The following is a 21,601-nucleotide window of genomic DNA, read 5'->3' on the forward strand; positions in this document are numbered from 1 at the left end:
GACGGGCCGGCGAATTAACCCGCCGACCAGTTCACCAAACCGCTGTAGGCCGTGCCCAGCACGATCAGGCCGAACACGATGCGGTACCACGCGAACACTGTGAAATCGTGGTGGCTGATGAAGCGCAGCAGCCAGCGCACGCACAGGAACGCGCTGATGAAGGAAGTGATGCCGCCCACCGCGAACATGCCCAGATCCTCCGCGCTGAACAGCGCGCGATATTTCACCATCTCGTAGACCGTCGCGGCGAACAGCGTCGGGATCGCGAGGAAGAACGAGAACTCCGTCGCCGCCTTGCGGCTCAATCCGAAGAACAATCCGCCGATGATCGTCGCGCCGGAGCGCGACGTGCCGGGGATCAATGCGAAAGCCTGCGCGCAACCCACCTTCAGCGCATCCTTCCAGCCCATGTCGTCCACCGACTCCACGGTGATCTTGTGGTCGCGCTTCTCCGCCCACAGGATGAACAGGCCGCCGACGATGAGCGCGATCGCGACCTAAGCCTAGGCGCGAACAAGTGCGCCTTGATCGCATTCGCGAACAGCAGCCCCAGCACCGCGGCAGGCATGAACGCGATGACGAGGTTGAGCGTGAAGCGTTGCGCGGCTTCCTGCTTTTTGCGCCAATCCGCCGAACACCGACGCGATCTTCGCGCGGTATTCCCAGCACAGCGCCAGGATCGCGCCGAACTGGATCACGATCTCGAGCACCTGGCCCTTCTCGTCGTTGAAGTTCAGCAGGTCGTAAGCAAGGATCAGATGCCCGGTGGACGAGATCGGCAGGAATTCGGTGAGTCCCTCGACCACGCCGAGGATGGCGGCTTTGAGTAGTAATACGATGTCCATAAAGTGCGTCATTCCCGCGAAGGCGGGAATCCAGTGATAAAAAAGTTTTTCAATATTCCCGCCAACACACCATCCCCTCTTCCTTGCAGGGAGATAACCAGCGACTTGCCCGCTTGCGGGCTTAGTCGAATGGCTGGTAGTCCCATCAGGGCCAGGGAGAGGGTAGAAACCCTGAGGATGCGCTGATCAAGTCGTCATTCCCGCGAAAGCGGGAATCCAGCTTGTTGATTTAACCGGGTTCCCGCTTTCGCGGGAACGACAAAACCATACTTGTTCAGTGCATCCATAAGTTTAAAAGGCTGTGGATTATACCCGCCTCAACCTACCGATTGCTCCCAGGGCTCCAGCGCGATACGCCGGTTCACCGCCCTCCTCTCCTCCTCGTTCATCTCCACCCAGCGCGTGATCTCGTCGAACGTGCGCAGGCAACTGCGGCAAACATCGTCGCCCAGCGCGGTCGTGCAATGCCCGGTGCAGGGCGTGGCGGCGGAAACCTCGAGATGGTTGATGGCGGAATGCGGCGGCATGATGCGCCGATTATACCGACGGCCTGGTCGCGCGTTCCAAACGCGCCAGCCACGCCAGCGCCGCCTCGCGCGAATCGCCACACATCTCCGCCGAAGGCTGCAACGTGGCACAGAAAGAAGGGCGCTCGGGACGGCCAAATATCGCACAACGGTCGTCATCCGTCAGCTGAACACAGCGCACCCCGGCGGGCTTGCCATCCGGCATGCCGGGGATGGGAGAGGTGATCGAGGGCGCGATGCAGCAGGCGGCGCAGGAGGGGCGGCAGTTCATGGGGCGCGATTATATCTGTGCCTGTTACATGCGCGGAATTAAGTCCTGCCATTCAAAAGGTAATTCGGCAGAACGTATAAACAATGTTGACACTCCATAAGTACCCCAATAAACTGCGGCAAATAAATTGTGAAAGGCATTCATCATGGAAGTCATTGTAAAAAATGGGGCAACAGCGCGGCGGTGCGCATAAGCCATCCGTCATGGCGGCGGCGCATGTCGCTTTGGAGCAATCGGTCGAAGTGCGCGAAGAACAGGGACGCATCGTCATCAGTAGGTACGCCGCAAGATTTACAAGCTGGACGAATTATTGGGCGGAATCACAACCAACAATCAGCACAAGCCCATTGATACAGGCGAGTAGGTCGGCAAGGAAGTCTGGTAATGGCGAAGCGCTTCGTGCCGGACGCGGGCGACATCGTCTGGCTCGAATTTTTCCCCGCAGGCCGGGCACGAACAGGCAGGCCACCGACCCGCGCTGGTACTTAGCCCCGCCGCCTACAACGGCAAAACCGGCACCATGCTGTGCTGTCCGATGACCACGCAGATCAAAGGCTACCCGTTTGAAGTCATCATCCAGACGAAAAACGTCAGTGGCGCGGTGCTATCCGACCAGGTAAAAAACCTCGACTGGAAAGCACGCAAGGCCACACCAAAAGGCAAGGCATCTGATGAAGAACTGGATGAGGTGCGGGCAAAGATTGCGACGCTGCTTGGAATGTGATGCCGCCCATCAACTGCAGGGCGATTGTTCATGGGCCGCGCTTGATTCAAGGTCCGTCCACTGGCTTAATCTACCCATAGATCAGAGCCAATCAAGGAGCTGAATCATGGCAATGGAAACGATACTTTCAGACCTTTCCGTCAGCATGACGGAATTCAAGAAGAATCCGAACGATGTCCTCCGTAAGTCGGGCGGGCAAACGGTCGCCGTGCTCAACCGCAACAAGCCCGCTTTCGACATGGTGCCGCCAGAGCGATACGAAGCCATGCTGGAAGAACTCGATGGCTTGCAACTCGTGTACCTTGCCAAGGAGCGCTTCAAGCAAAAGGGCCGCGCTGTCGAGGTTACGATGGATGATCTCTAGGCAGGTCAAGAGCACAAATCATCAACTAAATCCGCGTATGCTTCGTCGCTGCTGAATAAATCGTATGAGCAATTTGATGCAAAATACTTGAATCTGTAAGTTGGGGAACACGCTATGTCAGCAATCACCACCAGTAAATCATTGCGAATCAGTTTGCGCACTAGCGCAGAGGCTAAAACCATAATTGAACACGCCGCAGGGTTGATGGGCATGACCGTTCCCAACTTTATGTTGCAGAGCGCATATGAAGCTGCGCGTCGTGTGGTGTCGGACTGCGACACACTCATGATTACCCAGCGTGACTTTGCGGCATTCAACTCGTCCATGGAAAAGCCACCCAAACCAAAAGCGTCGTTGCGCAAGCTCATGGCGCGCCGACAGCCAGCTTGCCTGACTGAAGATGATGTGAATCGCCGGAGGGCATAATGGCTACCAACCGTTGGACGAAAGAACAACTTAAGCTCGCATTCCATCTGTACTGCCAACTACCATTCGGCAAACTAGATATGCGCACCCCGGAAGTCATCAAACTTGCTGGCTTGATTGGGAGGACGCCCGGTGCCGTGGCGATGAAGCTGAGCAACTTTGCCAGTCTCGATCCCGCCATCACGGGCACAGGTCGCAAAGGTCTTGAGGGAGCATCAAATCTTGACCGAGAGATTTGGGCAGAATTTCATGCCGACTGGGAGGCGCTAGCTGTAGAGAGCGAATTGCTCAGGCGAAAACTGGACGCCGATGCACAGCCGATAGACGATGCTGATGAACAGCTCATTCCAGAAGACTTCACCGGAGAGACCCGCAGAGTCGTAACCGAACAGCGCATCAAGCAAAGCTTCTTTCGTCGCGCCGTGCTGAGTAGCTACCGAGGACGCTGCTGTATGTCTGGCTTGTCCGAGCCACGCTTATTGATCGCAAGTCACATCGTACCGTGGAGCAAAGACAAGGCGAATCGTTTGAATCCAAGCAATGGTCTGTGTCTTTCGGCGATTCACGATAGGGCTTTCGATAAAGGGCTGATAACCATCGATGATGGTTTCAAGATCGTTGTGTCAGATGAGCTTAAGCGTCGGGACGAGTCATTCATAAGAGAGGTGCTAGTCCCGCTGCATGGAAAGTCGATTGAGCTACCGGAGCGCTTTATGCCAAGTGCAGAATTTCTGTCACGGCATAGGGCAGACATATTTGTTGATAATCAGAAGAAATGACGGTTGTCCCAACACCACTCCCTTATGCTACACAACGAGGCCAAAGCTTTTATATCAAGTTGGGTTTTATTACCTGCATGGATAGTCCACCGTCGCTGGATCAGTCAACGACTACCCTGGGCAGGCTGCCCTTGCTTGATTGGAGATAATAGAAATTTGAAGAAAGTAATTCGACCACAGTCCATAATTCGGCGCATTGAAATACATTGCTGCGCGCACACCCCAACCTAACGATATACAAAATATATTTCTCAACTATGAATAAACACGCTGTATTTTCCTTTTTTTCTGGCGCTGGATTCCTTGACTTGGGGTTCGAGAAAGCAGGCTTTGATGTTGTATTTGTCAACGAAATCAATCCAGATTTTATGGCGGCATACAAATATAGCCGAGCACAACTGCATAAAGATGTACCTGCATTTGGATATAGCGAAGCATCAATAAATGATTACCTGGCTAGCCAAAAGAACAAATTGACTGCGCACGTCAAAGAAGCAAAAAAACAGTTTCAGACTGTTGGCTTTATCGGTGGACCGCCTTGCCCAGATTTTTCAGTAGGTGGAAAAAACAGGGGCAAGGAAGGTGAAAATGGAAAGCTGTCAAGCTCATACATCAATCTGATTATTAAAAACAAACCAGACTGGTTTTTATTTGAAAATGTAAAAGGGCTTTGGCGCACAAAAATACACCGGGAATTTTATGATCATTTGCAGGAGGAGCTCACCAAGGCCGGATACGTTTTTACCGATAGGCTGGTTAATGCGCTGGAGTTCGGGGCGCCTCAAGATAGGCAGCGCATTTTGATGTTTGGTGTACTTAATAAGAACAGATGTGCCGAAAAAATTTCCCAATTCAACTGGGAAGAGAAAATGAGTTATCCAGGAACGCAAGCGCTAAACTTTACCTGGCCGAAAACCAATAAATTCGGGGGCAAACCGACTAAGACAAAATCACCGGAGGAGCTGACGATTAACTATTGGTTTCAAAAGAACAGCGTTGAAACCCATCCTAATGGGGCGGACTACTTTACCCCTCGAGCGGGTCTCGCCAAATTTGAAGTAATCGAAGAAGGCGATGATTCAAAAAAATCATACAAGCGACTGCATCGCTGGCGCTACTCACCAACCGCCGCTTATGGCAACAACGAAGTACATTTGCATCCTTGGCTGCCGAGGCGAATTTCCGCCGCAGAAGCTTTGGCTATCCAATCATTACCCAAAGAATATCTGCTGCCGCCGACAATGACGTTATCTGCAAAATTTAAAACGATTGGCAATGGCGTCCCTTATGTCTTGGCTTTTGGTGTCGCATCAACAATCAAAAAATTTATTTCTAGGAAATAAAAATGGATAACAGCGTATATACGAAAATTATCGATGGGCTTGATCAACTTAAAGATAAAAATTTGGAATATATAACCCGAAGAAATTCAGTAAAAATCACTCAAGTTGATCACCTTTCAGAAAAGGTGCACGCCCAACGTGGCGAAGAGGCTATAAGTATTATTTTTGATAGATTTCGCACAGTCGCAGATCAACTTGCGCAAGGTAAATTAGTCGATGTGAATGATGCACTTGGTGCGGGTGGAAATGATCGATCAGCTATTGAAGCCATAATCGCTCACCTTCCTAATGTTGGGTACTACAACGGCAATACTCAATATAACAATTCTCCCCAAAAGAAAATTGCATGGTTTCGCGATGAAATTCACAAACTTGGAGAAATGCAGGATGCATCAAACATCCGACATGTTCCAATTAAGCGTGATATCAATATTGCCTATTCCTTACCCAAACCATTCCTATTACTAGCCGGCATCTCCGGCACCGGGAAAACCCGCTTTGTACGCGAGCAAGCCGCTGCGTCACATCACGAGGGTGCAGTTCCAAATTACTGCCTAATTCCAGTGCGCCCCGATTGGCACGAGCCGTCTGACTTGCTGGGTTATGTGTCGCGTATTGGACCAAATGGAGCGAGATATGTGGTGACGGATTTGCTGAAATTCGTGGTGCAAGCTTGGCAGGATGCGGCGCTGCTGCCAGCAGCATCGGATCAAGAGCTGCCTTGCAAATCGCCTGACGAGATGATGCCGTTTTGGCTGTGTTTGGATGAGATGAACCTTGCGCCGGTAGAGCAGTACTTTGCAGACTATTTGGCGGTGGTGGAAACACGCAAGTGGGAAGAGGGGCATTACACCTGCGATCCGTTATTGAAGGCGGCCACGATCCAGCAATTGGACGCTGCCGGGCAACAGGCATTGCGTGCAGAACTGGACTTGGCGGATACGCAACTCGACGGGCTGTGGGCGCACTTTGTTGCAGTGGGAATTCCGCTGCCCCCAAATTTGATCGTGGCGGGCACGGTGAACATGGATGAGACCACGCACGGTTTTTCACGCAAGGTGATCGACCGTGCATTCACCATCGATTTCGGGGTGTTCTATCCCAACGACTTTGCCGAGTTTTTTGCGGAAGACAAAGTTACGCGGCACAAGACGCTAAGCTTCCCGCGTTTGTCAAAAGCGACCAAAGACGGACTGGCCGCTATGGCCGCCGATGCGGGCGGGGCAAAGAGCATTGCCTTCATGGGGGCGATCAATGCGGTGCTGAAAGGCTCGCCGTTCGAGTTGGCATACCGCGCGCTGAACGAGCTGTTGCTGGCGGTGCTGTGCTTTAACCCGAAAGACGAGGCAGAGTTGTATGCAGTGTGGGATGACTTTTTGATGAGCAAGGTGTTGCCGAGAATCGACGGCGATGCGGAGAAATTGGGGTTTGAGAACGATGCCAGTCTGCTGACGAGATTGCGCGATGAGATTGTTAAACAGTTTGCGGGCAAGGCGGAAACCCGCCCCGATCTGTTGCGCGAAAAGATTGCAGACGGGGGCGTGTGTATGACGGCTTGGCGTGCGGAACAAAAGCTGGCATGGATGCAGACGCGGCTGGATGCAAACGGGTTCACTACATTCTGGCCCTGATGCCCTGGTCACACCACCGTGCCTGAGATCCTCACCCTCAAAACGCCGCACTTTGATTTGTCCGTGTGGACGAAGGAGGTTGCCAATGCGCAAGACCTGCTCGACAAAACGCACAAGGCACGCAAAGCCAACCTGCCAGTCAGTTCGCTCCGCTTTAATCCAGCCCTTTTAGTCGATGTGGTTATGCCGCCAAGCGGTGTGCTTTTGCCCCCGCAGCCGCTAACCGAGTTGGCTTTGCCAGAGCCACTTTTCTTTGAAAACAAACAATACGAATTTGAGTTCTTGTTCAAGGGCGCGGTGAGCAGCGGCGTCGAGCCTGCTGTCATTCACCGTTTGCGCGGCGTGGAGGAGGGGTTTCATTACAAACGCGGTTCGCTGCGCGGCAGCATCAATTTCGGCAACGACATCGGCTGGTTCCGATTGGGTGTGCGCTATGCGGTGGCGGGGCGCACGGTTGAGCAGTATGTGTCGTTTGAGGTATTGCCGACCAAAATGGTAATGGCGGATGACCTTGCTGTTATTCACCGCGATGTGGATGCCTGTTATCCGTTGTGGCGTTTCTCGCTGGCGCAAAAGACCGACCAGGAACTGGCGAAATCGCGCAAGCCGCACGAGCGTTTTCCGCTGCTGTGGCTGGCGCACTTCGGGAAATTGCGCACCGCGCTGGAAGAGGGTGTCCGGCGCATTTGCCATGCACCGCATACGAGGTTGCTGCCTTACGAGCATGCTGTTCGGGCGGAACGTTTGCGCGGCCGCTTATCGCCCAAGCTGGAAGAGCGGGTTACCGCCGATTTGCAGAGCGGCGAGTACCAACACCGTTACCGAATCACTTCGCAGCGCCTGTCGGTCGACACACCGGAAAACCGGTTTGTGAAAATGGTGCTCACCAAAAGTATTCTGGAGATAGCTCGCTTCAAAGAACGCGTGGAGCGGGAAGACAAGTCGCCGGATCAGGGCCGCATTTCCCCCACGTTTATTTGCGAGCTTGGCGGTTGGATAAAGCCGCTTGAGCAATTGCTGAACCGACCATTCTTTGCCGAGGTGGGGGCGTTCGATGGATTAACGGCGGAATCCCTGGTGCTGCACCAGCGGGCGGGTTATGCCGCCGTGTACCGGATATGGCAGGAACTGAAGCTGTATCTGGATACGTTTGGGCGGCACGCATCCATTTCCATGAAATCGGTCGCGGAACTGTACGAGGTTTGGTGTTTGCTGGAAGTGCGGCGGATGTTGCTGGAATTGGGCTTTGATGAAACCAAGAGCGAACGCGCGAAGCTGAATGGCAAGCGGCTGGAAAAGACGCTCATCGATGGCATGGGGGCAGCGTTTCATTTTTCGAGAGATGACGGCGTAACAATCAAACTGGTGCACGAACCGACCTTCTCCTCCACTGCCAATCCCGCATTCGGCAAAATCTACTCATGGACTACCGAACAACGCCCGGATATTTACCTTGAAGCGACACTGGCTGACGGCGGAAAGGTGCAGTGGATCTTCGACGCGAAATATCGTATCGACACCGATAACGAAGCAGCTGATGTGCCGCCCAATGATGCAATCAACCAGATGCACCGCTATCGCGACGCCCTGATTCATGTGCACAAAGCCGATGACGATCGGCCTGAAAAGACGCGCCCGATCTTGGGCGCATTTGTGTTGTATCCGGGTTGCTTCGACGAGGTGAATAGTCGCAATCCTTATGCGGAAGCAATTGAAGAAGTGGGCATCGGCAGCTTTCCGCTGTTGCCGGGTAGTTCAAACAGCTGGCTGAAACAGTTCTTGGCGGAGCGCTTCCCGCAGCAGCATGATGCACATTACGTCGTTCCCGAGACGGATCAATATCTGGCTGAGGACTCGGCACGAATTGCGACGATGGGAACCTATCTCGGGCGCTATAAAGATTTAACGCTGGCAACTTCTCTTGGGCCGGGGCGGCGCGATGAATACGTTGAGCGGTATAGGAGCGGCACTGCGGGCTGGTATCACATGCCTGTTACTACAACCGACAAAAAATCAGTTGAACGCAACGTGATGCGTGAAGTGCGTTACCTCGCAGCCGGAGTTTATTACAAGGACAAAAAGGATCGCTTCATATCCCATCTCTACGAGGTCAAGTCGGTACGGATTGTGAAGCGATGTGAAATTTCTGCCGAGCAGGCGGGCAAGGCAAGTACTTCAAGTGATGAATATTGGCTGTTTGAATTGGGCTATTCACAGCCATTGGGGTCGCAAATCAAGATGAGTACCCGATCCGGTAGGTTCCCATTTGAATTGGTGCAAGCGGCCGATTTAATGAAAGCAGCGGATTGGGAAGCCGTGACCAAGCGCTATGCGCTACTAACCTAGACTCATGGCCGACATCTGGAGCAAACAAAAACGCTCGGAGGTCATGTCATTGATCCGTTCGCGCGGAAACAAAGCCACCGAGTTGCGCCTGATTGAAATATTTCGTGAGAACGGCATCACCGGTTGGCGGCGCAACCAGCCGCTTTTCGGCAAGCCGGATTTCACCTTTAGACGGGAACGGGTTGTTGTATTTGTGGATGGCTGTTTCTGGCATGGCTGCCCGAAATGCTACAAGCGGCCAAGCAGCAACCAAGTGTTTTGGGATACCAAGATCACCTCCAACCAGAAGAGGGATCGGAAAGTCGGCCGAGAGTTGCGCCGGGAGGGCTGGAAGGTGATTCGCGTTTGGCAGCATCAACTCGACAGTTCCGCACGGGTTGCGGGCCGAATACGTAGAGCTTTGAACGCTTCTGGAAAATAAGGAGAAACGAAACGGGCCGCAATGCGGCCCGTTTGTCATTCAGAGTAAGTGCAGCTTAAGCCTTGTGATAAACCTCGGCGCCCTGCTTCACAAACTCAACCGACTTCACTTCCATCCCTTTTGCTAGCGCCTCGGCTTCGGCGATGCCCTGCGCGGCGGCGAAGTCGCGCAGGCTTATTTGATTTCGTCGAGCAGTTGTTTGATTTGTGTGTGCAGTTCCGGCAAATCGGTGCGGATGGTTTCCCAGACCATTTCCAGATCAACCTTGAAGTAGCCGTGTGCGACGCGGTTACGCATCGCATATACGACTGTCCATGGAATTTCCGGGTGGGCAGCTGCAAATTCGGCGTGGAAGCGCTCGATGTTGTGCGCTGCTTCGCCGATGATCTCAAAATTGCGGATTACTGCATCCTGTGTTTTCTGGTCATTCAGGAATGCGACTTCATCGGTGTCCGCAAGGTACAGGTCGATGCGCTCGATGGCTTCGAGGATATGCTCGAGATAATCGGGAATGCGCAGGATATCGGATTTGCTCATACCGGGACGGCCTCGGTCAGCACATGTGCGCGGAATTTGTCGGGCAAAGCATTGGGGGTCAATACGTCCACACTGACGTTGAGCAGTTTTGCCACTTCCACCTGTATCCTGGCAATATCCATCAGGGTTGTTTCCGGTAGTGGTTCAACCAGCAAATCAAGGTCGCTGTCTTCGGTGTCTTCGCCATGCAGCACGGAGCCAAACACACGCACGTTGCGCACGCGATGGCGCAGGGCGATTTCGCGTATGGCCTCGCGGTGGTTTTGCAGTGCTATGGAAGGGCGCATGGCGTTGTTTGTCTTGATTCAATGGCGCGATTATAACGAGCCGGGAGGATTATTGTGGTTTCACTCTCGGACAATCTGCGCATGCGCCACCGGGACGAATGACCCTGCAGCCACGGCCTGCGCCCTGCGGGGACAGCGCGGACGTGAAGCCTGTCACGCCTTGTGATAAACCTCCGCCCCCTGCTTCACAAACTCCACCGACTTCACTTCCATCCCTTTCGCTAAAGCCTCTGCTTCGGCAATCCCCTGCGCGGCGGCGAAGTCGCGCACGTCCTGGCTGATCTTCATCGAGCAGAAGTGGGCCGCCTTGACGGATTCCTGAGAAGAATTTGCGTTCCGCTACTGCGATTTATCGAGGCCAAGCGACTGAGCCTGATGTTCGATGCGGGCGACGATGTCCATGAGCATGCGAGAGGCTTCGTCAGCTGTTTGCAGTGCTTCGAGGAACAGCTCCGCTTCGGCCATGTATTCGTGAACGAGGAGATTGCGGAGTTTCCTCGCGCTGATGAATGATTCGGTGCTTTCCACCCAACCTGCCTTTTCGGCATAGGCAAGGTTGTCCAGCAAGGATGTTGGGGTGCCGCCAAGGAGAAAGACAAATCGCGGAATGAGTTTGTCGCCGATGTGGTCTTGCAGTCTACCGAAGCGGCTGACGAATGCGTCAATCTTTTCCGCGAGGTCGTCGCGCTGGGTGAGGTTGCACACCCACTCCAAATCCATGTGCTGCGCATACAAAGTGCGATGGGTGTAGGCGAGGTGGGTCGCTTCCTTCCTGGCCAGGTTAAGCGCGAGCAGGGCGTTCTCGGCGTGCTCTGGCAAGTAAGCAAGGGTCATAGCAGCACACCTAGGTGCGTTTGGCGATGCCGAAGATCGGCGCCTCGGCGGTGCGCCCATCCTTGAGCAGGACATCCAGTTTGCGGTCGCCCAACGCCATGATCAGTGCGCCATAGAGATTGCAGAGGACCTTGGCACGGTTGGGAAACCTTGCTTCGGTCTCAACCAGTAAATCTATGTCGCCGCCGCGCAGGTTGTCGTCCACGCGCGAACCGAACAGCCAGACGCGACTCTCCGTACCCAGTACTCGGGCCACGGTGCTTTTGGTGATCTGTGCCTGATCCGGTGTAAGACGCATGCTGCTTCCTCTCTGCTGGCAACTCGGTGTTTCTAACCGGGAAAATCATATCATGCCCCGGGTTTGAGTGGCTTCCGCAGTTGTCAAGCCTTGTGATAAACCTCCGCCCCCTGCTTCACAAACTCCACCGACTTCACTTCCATCCCTTTCGCCAGTGCTTCTGCTTCAGCGATGCCCTGCGCGGCGGCGAAGTCGCGCACGTCCTGACTGATCTTCATCGAGCAGAACTGCGGGCCGCACATGGAGCAGAAGTGGGCGACTTTGGCGGATTCCTTGGGCAGGGTCTCGTCGTGGAATTCGCGTGCGCGGTCGGGGTCGAGGCCGATGTTGAACTGGTCTTCCCAGCGGAATTCGAAGCGTGCCTTGCTCATGGCGTTGTCGCGGATCTGCGCGCCGGGGTGGCCCTTGGCTAGGTCGGCGGCGTGGGCGGCGATCTTGTAGGTGATGATGCCTTCCTTCACGTCGGCCTTGTTGGGCAGGCCGAGGTGCTCCTTGGGTGTGACGTAGCAGAGCATGGCGGTGCCGAACCAGCCGATCAGCGCCGCGCCGATGGCGCTGGTGATGTGGTCGTAGCCGGGGGCGATGTCTTGGGTCAGTGGGCCGAGTGTGTAGAACGGTGCTTCGTGGCACCACTTCAATTGCAGGTCCATGTTCTCTTTGATCATGTGCATTGGCACGTGGCCGGGGCCTTCGATCATCACTTGCACGTCGTGCTTCCACGCGATCTGCGTGAGTTCGCCCAGCGTCTTCAGTTCGCCGAGTTGTGCTTCGTCGTTGGCGTCATACACCGAGCCCGGGCGCAGGCCGTCGCCGAGCGAGAAGGTCACGTCGTAGGCTTTCATGATCTCGCAGATCTCTTCAAAGTGCGTGTAGAGGAAGTTTTCCTGGTGGTGTGCCAGGCACCACTTGGCCATGATGGAGCCGCCGCGCGAGACGATGCCGGTCATGCGCTTAGCGGTCATGGGGATGTAGCGCAGCAGCACGCCGGCGTGGATGGTGAAGTAGTCCACGCCTTGTTCGGCCTGCTCGATCAGCGTGTCCTTGAAGATCTCCCAGGTCAGGTCTTCGGCCTTGCCGTTCACCTTTTCCAGCGCTTGATAGATGGGCACGGTGCCGATGGGCACGGGCGAGTTGCGGATGATCCACTCGCGTGTTTCGTGGATGTTCTTGCCGGTGCTCAAATCCATCACCGTGTCGCCGCCCCAGCGGATGGCCCAGGTCATCTTCTCCACTTCTTCCTGAATGCTGGAGCCGAGCGCGGAGTTGCCGATGTTGGCGTTGATCTTTACCAGGAAGTTGCGGCCGATGATCATCGGTTCGCATTCGGGGTGGTTGATGTTGGTGGTGATCACGGCGCGTCCGGCGGCGACTTCGCTGCGCACGAACTCGGGCGTGATCTCTTTCGGCATGGCCTTGCCGAAGTTCTCGCCCGGATGTTGTTGCAACATCATCTCGGAAAGACCGTCGCGCTTCTGGTTCTCGCGGATGGCTATGTATTCCATCTCCGGTGTGATGATGCCTTTGCGCGCATAGTGCATCTGCGTCACGTTCTTGCCCGGCTTGGCGCGGCGCGGGGTGTGCTTGAGGTTGAAGCGCATGCCGGCCAATGCCGGGTCGCCCAGACGTTGCTGGCCGTAGTCGGAGCTCAGGCGCGGCAAGGCTTCAGTGTCATCACGCTCGGCGATCCACGGTGCGCGCAGTTCTTCCAGACCGGAGCGGATGTCGATCTTCACGTCCGGGTCGGTGTAGGGGCCGGAGCAGTCGTAGACGTAGATGGGCGGGTTCTTCTCCACGCCGTTGTTCAGGTGCGTGTCGCTCAGCGTGATCTCGCGCATCGGTACGCGGATGTCGGGACGGCTGCCTTCGACGTAGATCTTGCGCGAGTTCGGCAGCGGCTTGATGGCGGCTGCGTCAACGTGGGCGGTTTTGGATAGAAACTCAGGTGCGTTCATGATGGTGCTCCAAATGCTGGGAGCACCGGATGGATGCTTCCCTACGACGGCATGACCCGTACAGGTTCAAAGGGTGTGTCTCACTCCGCCATCGCGGAGACCCCTAGCGAGGGACGCAAGGTACTGGATTGGTACGCCAAAAGCAAGTTTCCGGTAAACCATAACCTGACACACGGTGAGGAATTTGCATACAATCCCCGCCTCGGGAATTTTTTCTTGGTGATCGCGAATGAAGGGACTGATCAGGGTAATCCTGCGCATCATTGCGCAACTATTGTTTCGATTACAGGTGCGCGGAGACGCTTCAGTCTTAAAGACGGAACGGTTGCTCATCATTGCCAATCACGAGTCCTTCCTGGACGGTTTGCTGCTCGGCCTGTTCCTTCCGGTCAACCCGGTGTTTGTAGTCCATACCTAGGCATCTCCCGGCTCTGGTTTTTCCGGATCATCCTGTCGTTGGTCGATTATCTGGCCGTTGATCCGACCAGCCCGATGGCAATGAAGAAAGTCATCAAACTGATCGACACCTACCGGCCGGTGATGATTTTCCGGAAGGGCGCATCACCGTTACCGGCAACCTGATGAAGGTCTACGAGGGGCCTGCGTTCGTTGCCGCCAAGACTGGCGCAACGCTGGTGCCATCCGGCTGGACGGCGGGGCACGCAGCTATTTTTCACGGGTGTCCGGCAAGATGCCCAAGCAACTGTTCCCGAAAATATCCATTTCCATTTTGCCTGCGACGCGTATCGCCATGCCGGACGCACCGTCGGCAAAACTGCGCCGTCGCATGGCGGGTGAAGCGCTGCGCCGCCTGATGCAGGAAATGATCTTTGCTTCGCACCCCAAGCAGACCCTGTACTCCGCGTTTATCGATGCAACCGAAATATTCGGCCGCAAGCGCCGCTTGCTGGAGGACATGAAACAGATCGAATATTCCTACAACGATCTGCTGAAGATGGTGCTGGTGCTGGGCCGTCTGGTTGCCAGGGAAACTTCGGAAACCGAGCGCGTCGGCCTGCTGCTGCCTAATGTCGCACCGACGCTGAGCCTGATTTTCGGCCTGACTGCATTGCGGCGCGTGCCTGCCATGCTCAATTACACGGCGGGCACGGACGGGCTGCAGGCGGCCTGCGTGGCGGCGCAGATTCAGACCATCGTCGCATCGCGCGCCTTCGTGGAGCAGGCCAAGCTCACGGACAAGCTTTCCGGATTGCAAGCGGTACGCCTTATCTACCTGGAAGACCTGCGCGAACAGGTCGGCCTGGCGGACAAGCTGTGGCTGGTGCTCTATGCCTTGCGCCGCCCGCGCGCGATCGAGCTGCCCACAGCCCCTGATGAACCTGCCGTGGTGCTGTTCACCTCCGGATCGGAAGGCAAGCCCAAGGGCGTGGTGTTGTCGCATCGCGCGCTACTGTCAAACATCGCGCAGGTACGCGCGGTGATCGACTTCTCGGTGGACGACAAGGTGCTCAACGCCCTGCCCATCTTCCATTCCTTCGGGCTCACCGCCAGGCGCGTTGCTGCCGGTGCTGATAACGCCAACCTGTTCCTCTACCCGACGCCGCTGCACTACCGCGTCATTCCGGAACTGGCTTACGACCGCAACTGCACAGTCCTGTTCGGCACCAGCACGTTCTTGGGAAACTACGCTAAATTTGCCCATCCATACGACTTCTTCCGTCTGCGTTATGTGATCGCGGGGGCCGAAAAACTCTCCGACGCGGTACGCGGGATATGGTTTGAAAAGTTTGGCATCCGTATTTTTGAAGGGTATGGCGCGACCGAGACGGCGCCGGTGCTTTCGGTCAACACACCGATGACCTACCGAACCGGGACAGTGGGGCACCTGCTCCCGGGCATTGAACACCGTATCGACTAGGTGCCCGGTATCGAGGATGGCGGCTTGTTGCATGTGCGCGGCCCCAATCTCATGTCCGGGTACCTGCGATTCGAAAGACCCGGCGAACTGGAACCGCCGTCCTCCAGCATGGGGGCGGGCTGGTACAGCACCTGGCGACATCGTCAACATCGACGGGGACGGTTTCCTGAAAATCGTCGGGCGCGTGAAACGTTTCGCCAAAGTGGCCGGTGAAATGGTCTCGCTGGAGGTGGTGGAGAAGATGGCCGTGCTTGCCTCACCGGGTGGCACGCATGCCGCTTCCACCCAAGCCGACCCGCAGCGCGGTGAAACCATCGTGCTGTTCACCACCGATGCCGGACTTACCCGTGACGTGTTGCAAACCGTCGCGCGCGACAACGGCTGGCCGGAGATCGCCGTGCCGCGCAAGATCCAGCGCGTCGATGCGCTGCCGCTGCTCGGCACCGGAAAACTGGATTACATGACGCTGAAGACCTGGGCGGAGACGGCATAGTCCGATGCAGAGCATGAACGCGAATCGCCGCCGTTTCCTGCAGCAACTGCTGGCTGCCGGCTTTGCGCTGGCCGCTACGCCCGCCAGTGCCGGTCTGCTGAAAGGCAGGCTGCTCAACGCCTGTGGAACCATCCTCCCGAAATACCTTGCCGAACATCCGATTGTCACCGCAGCGTGGTCGGGAATCGTGCCCGAGCGGGTCTGGGACGCGCATGCCCATATTGCGGGCACGGGTGATTCGGGCAGCGGGATTTACACCTCGCCAGACATGGATAGCGTATGGCACCCGGTGGAATTTGCTCAGCACGAGTTTTATCTGGATGCGGCCTGCGCCGAAAAAACGCGGGTTGACCTGAGCTATGTCGAGCGTCTGGCGCATCTGGTCGAGGAACTGAAACCCGGCTGCAAACTGCTGTTGTTCGCCTTCGAACAGGCATACGACGAATCGGGCAGGGCGCTGCCGGAACGCACCGCATTCCACGTTCCGAATGCCTATGCCCGCGAACTTGCGCGCCACTATCCGCAACATTTCGAGTGGGCGTGTTCGATTCATCCCCCGGCCCGAAGCCGTTGACGCACTGGCGGCCGCCGTGTCGGACGGCGCACGCGCGGTCAAGTGGCTGCCGTCCGCGATGGGCATCGATCCCGCGTCGCCGAAGTGCGATGCATTTTATGCCGCTGCAACACCTGTTCGGGGATATCTCGGCGGTCGTGTTGCGCAACCGCCCGTCCCGGATCCTGCGCGCGATCATCGAACATCGCGACTGGCATGCCCGCCTGCTCAACGGCACCGATTACCCGCTGCCCGGCGTGCTGCCGCTGACTTCTCCGCATCGGTGGGCCAAGGCCGGGCTGCTCGACAGCGCGGCAGTGCCGGTGCTGAACAAGATACAGAATTACAATCCGCTGCTGTTCGACTTCGTGCTGAAGCGGCAATTGCGAGTCGGCACGCAGCAATTGCCGGCTGGCATTTTCCATACCCGTGACTTTTTCCTGCGGAGCGCCATATGAGCGGGCAATTCCACTTGCTGCAAACACGCCGTTTCCTGCCTTTTTCGGCACGCAATTCCTTGGCGCATTCAACGACAACCTGTTCAGAATTCGCTGATCGTCCTGCTCACCTTCCAGGCGGCGAGCTGGACCACGATGCGGCCCGAGTTGCTGGCCAACCTGGCGGCAGGGATTTTCATCCTGCCGTTCTTCCTGTTCTCCGCCACTGCCGGACAGCTTGCCGACAAATACGACAAGGCGCAGCTCGCGCGCCTGGTCAAACTGCTGGAGATATTCATCATGCTGGTGGCGAGCGTGGGCTTCGCCCTGCACAGCCTGAACCTGCTGATGGGGGCGCTGTTTCTGTTCGGGATGCATTCGACGCTGTTCGGCCCGGTGAAATACGCCATCCTGCCGCAGCATCTCAAGGAAGAAGAATTGATCGGCGGCAACGCGCTGGTGGAAGCGGGGACCTTTGTCGCGATCCTGATCGGCACGCTCGCCGGCGGACTGATGGCCGGGCTGCCGCAGGGTGCCGTATGGATCAGCATCGGCGGGTTGCTTGTGGCTGCCGCAGGATACCTTGCCAGCCGCCAGATTCCGTCGGCACCGCCGCCTGCCGCCGAGTTGCGCATCAATCCCAACCCCGTCACCGAAACCTGGCGCAACATCGGTTTCGCACGCGAGAACCGCACCGTGTTCCTGTCGATACTCGGCATCTCGTGGTTCTGGCTGTATGGCGCCATGTTCCTCGCGCAATTCCCGGCCTTTGCCAAAAACGTGCTGGGCGGATCGGAAACGGCCGTCACGCTATTGCTGGCGGTTTTCACGATCGGCATCGGCGTCGGCTCGATGCTGTGCGAAAGAATGTCCGGAAAAATGGTGGAGATTGGCCTGGTGCCGTTCGGCTCGATCGGGCTGACGCTGTTCGGCCCTCGACCTGGCATGGGCCTCGCCCGCCATGCCGCCTGTAAACGAACCGCTGAGCGTGGCGGCGCTGCTGGCCGAACCGGGCATGTGGCGCGTGCTGTTCGATCTGGGTGCGCTGGGTCTGTTCGGCGGCTTTTTCATCGTGCCGCTGTATGCCCTGGTGCAGACGCGCAGCAAAGCAGAATTCAGGGCGCGGATCATCGCCAGCAACAACATCATCAATGCCCTGTTCATGGTGGTGGGTTCGCTGGCCGCAGCGGCACTGCTCGGCGCAACCTGTCGATACCGGCGCTGTTCGGCGTGGCCGCCTGTGTGCAATGCCGCAGTGGCGGTTTACATTTACAAACTGGTGCCGGAATTCCTGCTGCGCTTCATCGTCTGGATACTCGTGCATACGGTATATCGTCTGGACAAACGCGGCGTCGAACACATCCCCGATGAAGGCGCGGCAGTCCTGGCCTGCAACCATGCAAGCTTCGTCGATGCGCTGATCATCGCGGCAGCCAGCCGCCTAAGGGTGCGCTTCGTCATCGACCACCGCGTGTTCCGCTGGCCGATCCTCTCCTTCGTGTTCAAGGTAGGCCGCGCCATCCCCATCGCGCCGGAAAAGGAAGATGCCGCACTCAAGGCGCAGGCCTTCGACGAGATCTCTCAGGCGCTCGCGGCGGGTGAACTGGTGTGCATCTTTCCGGAAGGCAATGTCACAGCCAATGGCGAGATTTCTCCCTTCCGCCCCGGCGTCACGCAAATCGTCGCGCGCGATCCGGTGCCGGTTATCCCGATGGCGCTGTCGGGTCTGTGGGGCAGCATTTTCTCGCTCGCCGATGGCAGGGGTGCTGAGTAAACCCTGGAAAGCGCGACCGTTCCGCAGGGTGGTACTGAATGTGGGCGAGCCCGTAGTTCCGGAGTGTGTCGCTGAAGGAATTGCAAGGCATAGTGGCAACATTGCGCGGGGAGGTGCGTTGACATGCGGGACGGCATGCATGCGTACTGACGGAGAATCCCGATATGCGGCTTGATCGATCATGGATGCTTTTGTTGCTGGGTCTGCTGGGTCTGCCCACTCCTTCGCTGGCGGTACAGGAAGATGCCGCCATGGAATTCATCGGCGCAGATCGCAGCGCATGACGGCCGGAGCGGTGCATATGTACTGGATACCTATCCGGACGCTTTACAGGCGCGTGCGTGGCTGGCGGATCATGCCCGGCACACGATAGAGGTGCAATACTTCATCTGGAGCGCCGACAACATCGGCATCCTCGCTGCCGAGGCGCTGCTGCGCGCCGCCGATCGCGGCGTGAAGGTGCGCGTCATCGTGGATGACCTGCTGATCGATGCGCCGGACAAATCCTGCTTGCCCTCGCGTACCATCCCAATGTCGAAATCCGCATCTACAACCCGAAGAATTCGGTCGGGGGTGCCATTGCTCAAGCGCATATTGAATGTGGCCGTCGACTTTCGCGGCGTCAACCAGCGCATGCACGACAAGACCTTCATGGTCGACGGCCAGGTGGCGATCAAACATTGGGCGGAACATGGCCGCCGAATATTACGACTACAACCACGAATACAATTTCCGCGACCGCGATGTGCTTCTGCTGGGCAAAGTGGTCACGGCCATGCGGGCCAGCTTTGAAAATTTCTGGGGCAGCGAGCTGGCCGTGCTTTTGTGGAAGAACTTTACGACGGGCTTGGCCTGATACAGAAGAACGTGAAAGTGACCGACGGGGAAATTGCGAAGATTTATCGCGACCTGCACGACTACGCCGGCTCGCCGGACAACTTTGCGCCGGAAGTGCATGCCGCGATCAATAATATGCCCGGCTTGTTTGAACAATTGGCCTGCCAGATAGCTGGGGAGAGATCGAGTTCATCAGCGACCGGCCCGGCAAGAACGATAAGCACATGGGCTTGGGCGGCGGCGGCCTGACTACGGAAGCGCTGGCCAGACTGGTCGGGTCGGCCACCGACCATATCGTGATCCAGTCGCCCTACCTGGTGCTGTCCGGCGATGCGAAGGAGTTGTTCGGGCAAACCCTGGCGCGGCGGCGTGCGCGTGTGCGCATCAACACCAATTCCCGCTTGCCTCCAGCGACAACATCCAGGCTTCCAGCGGATACCGCAACCAGCGCCGTTCATTGCTCAAAATGGGTCTGGAGATTCATGAATACAAACCCGACCCGGAAGAACGGCAGCCGTTGATCCGGCGCGCACTCGATGCCAAACAGAAACCGCGGGGTTCGCGCTCCATGCCAAGACCATGGTGGTGGATTCGAAGACAGTCTTCATCGGCACCTTCAATTTCGATCCGCGCTCGGAGAATCTCAATACCGAAGTCGGCGTGATCATTCGCGACGAGGCGCTTGCACGCAAAGTCGAGGCGGCGATAGAAACCGACATGCGGCCGGGCAACAGCTGGAACGCGGCCACGGACGACCCGGATCAATACGTGCCGCTTTCCAGGCGCAGCCAAGTCAGGTTCTGGCAGCTGATGCCGATCAAACCGCTGCTGTAAGGCATACATGAGGCGCATCAGAAAATGAGCAACCGGAACAACTGTTCGATTCCCATCCCGCAAAAACATGCCGGATCAGCTTATTGCCTGTGGTGGATTATCACGATATTCGCGACGAGTTACGTAACGGCGATCTGCTGTTTTGCAGCGGCAACAAACCCGTCTCGCGTGCCGTGCAGGCGGTAACGAACAGTCCGTACAGTCACGTCGCATTGGTTGTGCGCATGCTATCGGTTGACCGTATCCTGTTGCTGGGGCGGAATGGCCATATGGCGTGCGCGTGGTTTCGTTGAGCAGTTATCTGACCGACTGGAATGGCAGCGGCAAACCGTATCTGGGGCATTTTGATCGTCGGCCGCCATGGCGGCCCGGATTGAAAAGCGAAGAGATGCTGAAGATATTCCTGTCGGAACTGATCGATGTGCTGGGGCAGCCATACAGCTCCGCCGTGCTGCGCATGGGACTGCGCGAACTGGCCGCACTGATCGGCCTGCGCTTCCGCAGGCTGCGCATCAAAAAGGCGGCGGTATGTTCGGAATACGTCCATCGCGCCCTGTCCAGATTGGGAGTGCGCATCTGATGGAATCAGAAGGGATATGAATCCCGCTTATTGACATTGCCGCCGACCCGGAGGTGATGCTGGTGTGCCGCTGGAAACGATTCCGATCCGATCAACATGGAGCATCAGTACCGGGCAACAACAGACCCCCTTCAGACGATCACCCGGATGCTTCTCGTCAGCCCAATATCTCCACCCGCCCGTTCCTGCCATCCACCTTCACCCCATGACCATTGCTCAGGCGAGCCAGCACGCCGCGCACGCTCATCACGGCGGGCATCCGCATTTCGCGCGCGGTGACCGTGCCGTGCGAGAGCGGGCCGCCGCTTTCGGTGATGACGGCGCAGGCGCTATAGAACAGCGGCGTCCAGGCGGGGTTGGCGGTGCGCGCGACCAGCACCGCGCCTTTGGGGAAGCTGGCGAAGTCGTCGGGGGAGCGCACCACGAATACGCTGCCTTCGGCGACGCCAACGCTGCCGGCAGAGGCCAATCAGCACGTCGCCGGAGGCGCGTGCCGCGACATCGTCTGGCGTGTCTTCGCTGAGGTTCCATGCAGGCGTGCTGTCGCGGTGTTTCAGATATTCCGCCTTTTCTTCGCGGATGGCCGATGCCAGCGCTGACCATAACGCCGGGGTGTCGCTTTCGATGGC

General features: G+C 57.0%; 21 protein-coding genes, 5 pseudogenes and 1 riboswitch. Of the genes and pseudogenes, 17 read left to right on the top strand and 9 right to left on the bottom strand.

What is annotated here, in order from left to right:
* Positions 1-14 precede the first annotated feature (14 nt).
* The 3 genes and pseudogenes from IPM27_11430 to IPM27_11440 form a co-directional block, all read right to left on the bottom strand.
* A pseudogene (locus tag IPM27_11430) lies at positions 15-845 on the bottom strand (undecaprenyl-diphosphate phosphatase).
* Between the two features lie 317 nt (positions 846-1,162).
* Positions 1,163-1,372 carry a DUF1289 domain-containing protein gene (locus IPM27_11435; GenBank protein MBK9162142.1) on the bottom strand — a complete coding sequence of 70 codons (210 nt, stop codon included), beginning with the start codon at positions 1,370-1,372 and terminating at the stop codon, positions 1,163-1,165.
* Positions 1,373-1,382: 10 nt separating this feature from the next.
* A complete protein-coding gene (locus tag IPM27_11440) occupies positions 1,383-1,643 on the bottom strand; it encodes a YkgJ family cysteine cluster protein (protein MBK9162143.1) in 261 nt (86 codons plus the stop codon).
* A 384-nt stretch (positions 1,644-2,027) separates the two neighbouring features.
* Between IPM27_11440 and mazF the strand changes: the two are divergent.
* The 8 genes and pseudogenes from mazF (at position 2,028) to vsr (ending at position 9,677) form a co-directional block, all read left to right on the top strand.
* A pseudogene (gene mazF / locus IPM27_11445) lies at positions 2,028-2,367 on the top strand (endoribonuclease MazF).
* 112 nt (positions 2,368-2,479) lie between these two features.
* Positions 2,480-2,731: a type II toxin-antitoxin system Phd/YefM family antitoxin gene (locus IPM27_11450; protein ID MBK9162144.1), complete on the top strand. Its 252-nt coding sequence runs from the start codon at positions 2,480-2,482 to the stop codon at positions 2,729-2,731.
* A 114-nt stretch (positions 2,732-2,845) separates the two neighbouring features.
* A complete protein-coding gene (locus IPM27_11455) occupies positions 2,846-3,157 on the top strand; it encodes a DUF1778 domain-containing protein (protein MBK9162145.1) in 312 nt (103 codons plus the stop codon).
* Entirely contained in the window at positions 3,157-3,936 is a 780-nt protein-coding gene (locus IPM27_11460; GenBank protein MBK9162146.1) for an HNH endonuclease, read from the top strand. Before IPM27_11455 ends, IPM27_11460 begins: the two co-directional genes overlap by 1 nt.
* A 257-nt stretch (positions 3,937-4,193) precedes the next feature.
* A complete protein-coding gene (locus IPM27_11465; protein ID MBK9162147.1) occupies positions 4,194-5,279 on the top strand; it encodes a DNA cytosine methyltransferase in 1,086 nt (361 codons plus the stop codon).
* Positions 5,280-5,710: 431 nt separating this feature from the next.
* On the top strand, positions 5,711-6,910 hold the full coding sequence (locus IPM27_11470; protein ID MBK9162148.1) for a restriction endonuclease: 1,200 nt from the start codon (positions 5,711-5,713) through the stop codon (positions 6,908-6,910).
* An 18-nt stretch (positions 6,911-6,928) separates the two neighbouring features.
* Positions 6,929-9,256 (top strand): DUF2357 domain-containing protein, encoded by a 2,328-nt coding sequence (locus IPM27_11475; GenBank protein MBK9162149.1) that lies wholly within the window; start codon positions 6,929-6,931, stop codon positions 9,254-9,256.
* 4 nt (positions 9,257-9,260) lie between these two features.
* Entirely contained in the window at positions 9,261-9,677 is a 417-nt protein-coding gene (vsr, locus tag IPM27_11480) for a DNA mismatch endonuclease Vsr (protein MBK9162150.1), read from the top strand.
* Positions 9,678-9,851: 174 nt separating this feature from the next.
* Here the strand turns inward: vsr and IPM27_11485 are convergent, their stop codons facing one another.
* From IPM27_11485 to thiC, 5 genes are all read right to left on the bottom strand, one after another.
* Entirely contained in the window at positions 9,852-10,214 is a 363-nt protein-coding gene (locus tag IPM27_11485) for a DUF86 domain-containing protein (protein MBK9162151.1), read from the bottom strand.
* Entirely contained in the window at positions 10,211-10,501 is a 291-nt protein-coding gene (locus IPM27_11490) for a nucleotidyltransferase family protein (GenBank protein MBK9162152.1), read from the bottom strand. Before IPM27_11490 ends, IPM27_11485 begins: the two co-directional genes overlap by 4 nt.
* A 339-nt stretch (positions 10,502-10,840) precedes the next feature.
* Positions 10,841-11,335 carry a hypothetical protein gene (locus IPM27_11495; protein ID MBK9162153.1) on the bottom strand — a complete coding sequence of 165 codons (495 nt, stop codon included), beginning with the start codon at positions 11,333-11,335 and terminating at the stop codon, positions 10,841-10,843.
* Positions 11,336-11,345: 10 nt separating this feature from the next.
* Positions 11,346-11,633, bottom strand: a complete 288-nt coding sequence (locus IPM27_11500; protein ID MBK9162154.1) for a nucleotidyltransferase domain-containing protein — start codon at positions 11,631-11,633, stop codon at positions 11,346-11,348.
* 83 nt (positions 11,634-11,716) lie between these two features.
* Entirely contained in the window at positions 11,717-13,585 is a 1,869-nt protein-coding gene (gene thiC / locus IPM27_11505; protein ID MBK9162155.1) for a phosphomethylpyrimidine synthase ThiC, read from the bottom strand.
* Between the two features lie 21 nt (positions 13,586-13,606).
* A riboswitch (TPP riboswitch) is annotated at positions 13,607-13,700 on the bottom strand.
* 114 nt (positions 13,701-13,814) lie between these two features.
* Here thiC and aas point away from each other — a divergent pair.
* The 9 genes and pseudogenes from aas (at position 13,815) to IPM27_11550 (ending at position 20,972) form a co-directional block, all read left to right on the top strand.
* Positions 13,815-15,957, top strand: a pseudogene (gene aas, locus IPM27_11510) (bifunctional acyl-ACP--phospholipid O-acyltransferase/long-chain-fatty-acid--ACP ligase).
* A gap of 13 nt (positions 15,958-15,970) precedes the next feature.
* Positions 15,971-16,968 (top strand): annotated as a pseudogene (locus IPM27_11515) (hypothetical protein).
* Positions 16,965-18,721 (top strand): annotated as a pseudogene (locus tag IPM27_11520) (MFS transporter). The pseudogenes IPM27_11515 and IPM27_11520 overlap by 4 nt, the downstream one beginning before the upstream one ends.
* Positions 18,722-18,964: 243 nt before the next feature.
* Positions 18,965-19,513, top strand: coding sequence for a hypothetical protein (locus tag IPM27_11525; GenBank protein ID MBK9162156.1), 549 nt, complete (start codon positions 18,965-18,967; stop codon positions 19,511-19,513).
* 33 nt (positions 19,514-19,546) lie between these two features.
* Positions 19,547-19,807, top strand: a complete 261-nt coding sequence (locus IPM27_11530; GenBank protein MBK9162157.1) for a hypothetical protein — start codon at positions 19,547-19,549, stop codon at positions 19,805-19,807.
* The gene (locus IPM27_11535) at positions 19,783-20,079 is read left to right on the top strand and encodes a hypothetical protein (GenBank protein ID MBK9162158.1); all 297 of its coding nucleotides are present in this window, start codon (positions 19,783-19,785) and stop codon (positions 20,077-20,079) included. The genes IPM27_11530 and IPM27_11535 overlap by 25 nt, the downstream gene beginning before the upstream one ends.
* A gap of 64 nt (positions 20,080-20,143) precedes the next feature.
* Complete coding sequence (locus IPM27_11540; GenBank protein ID MBK9162159.1) at positions 20,144-20,392, top strand: hypothetical protein; 249 nt, start codon at positions 20,144-20,146, stop codon at positions 20,390-20,392.
* Positions 20,393-20,475: 83 nt separating this feature from the next.
* Positions 20,476-20,685: a hypothetical protein gene (locus tag IPM27_11545; GenBank protein ID MBK9162160.1), complete on the top strand. Its 210-nt coding sequence runs from the start codon at positions 20,476-20,478 to the stop codon at positions 20,683-20,685.
* Positions 20,682-20,972: a hypothetical protein gene (locus IPM27_11550; protein MBK9162161.1), complete on the top strand. Its 291-nt coding sequence runs from the start codon at positions 20,682-20,684 to the stop codon at positions 20,970-20,972. The genes IPM27_11545 and IPM27_11550 overlap by 4 nt, the downstream gene beginning before the upstream one ends.
* A 157-nt stretch (positions 20,973-21,129) precedes the next feature.
* On the opposite strand, the gene IPM27_11555 is transcribed toward IPM27_11550, so the two are convergent.
* Positions 21,130-21,441, bottom strand: coding sequence for a hypothetical protein (locus IPM27_11555; protein MBK9162162.1), 312 nt, complete (start codon positions 21,439-21,441; stop codon positions 21,130-21,132).
* Positions 21,442-21,601 lie beyond the last annotated feature (160 nt).

It is taken from the genome of Nitrosomonadales bacterium (genome assembly GCA_016716325.1).
Classification (GTDB): domain Bacteria; phylum Pseudomonadota; class Gammaproteobacteria; order Burkholderiales; family Gallionellaceae; genus Gallionella.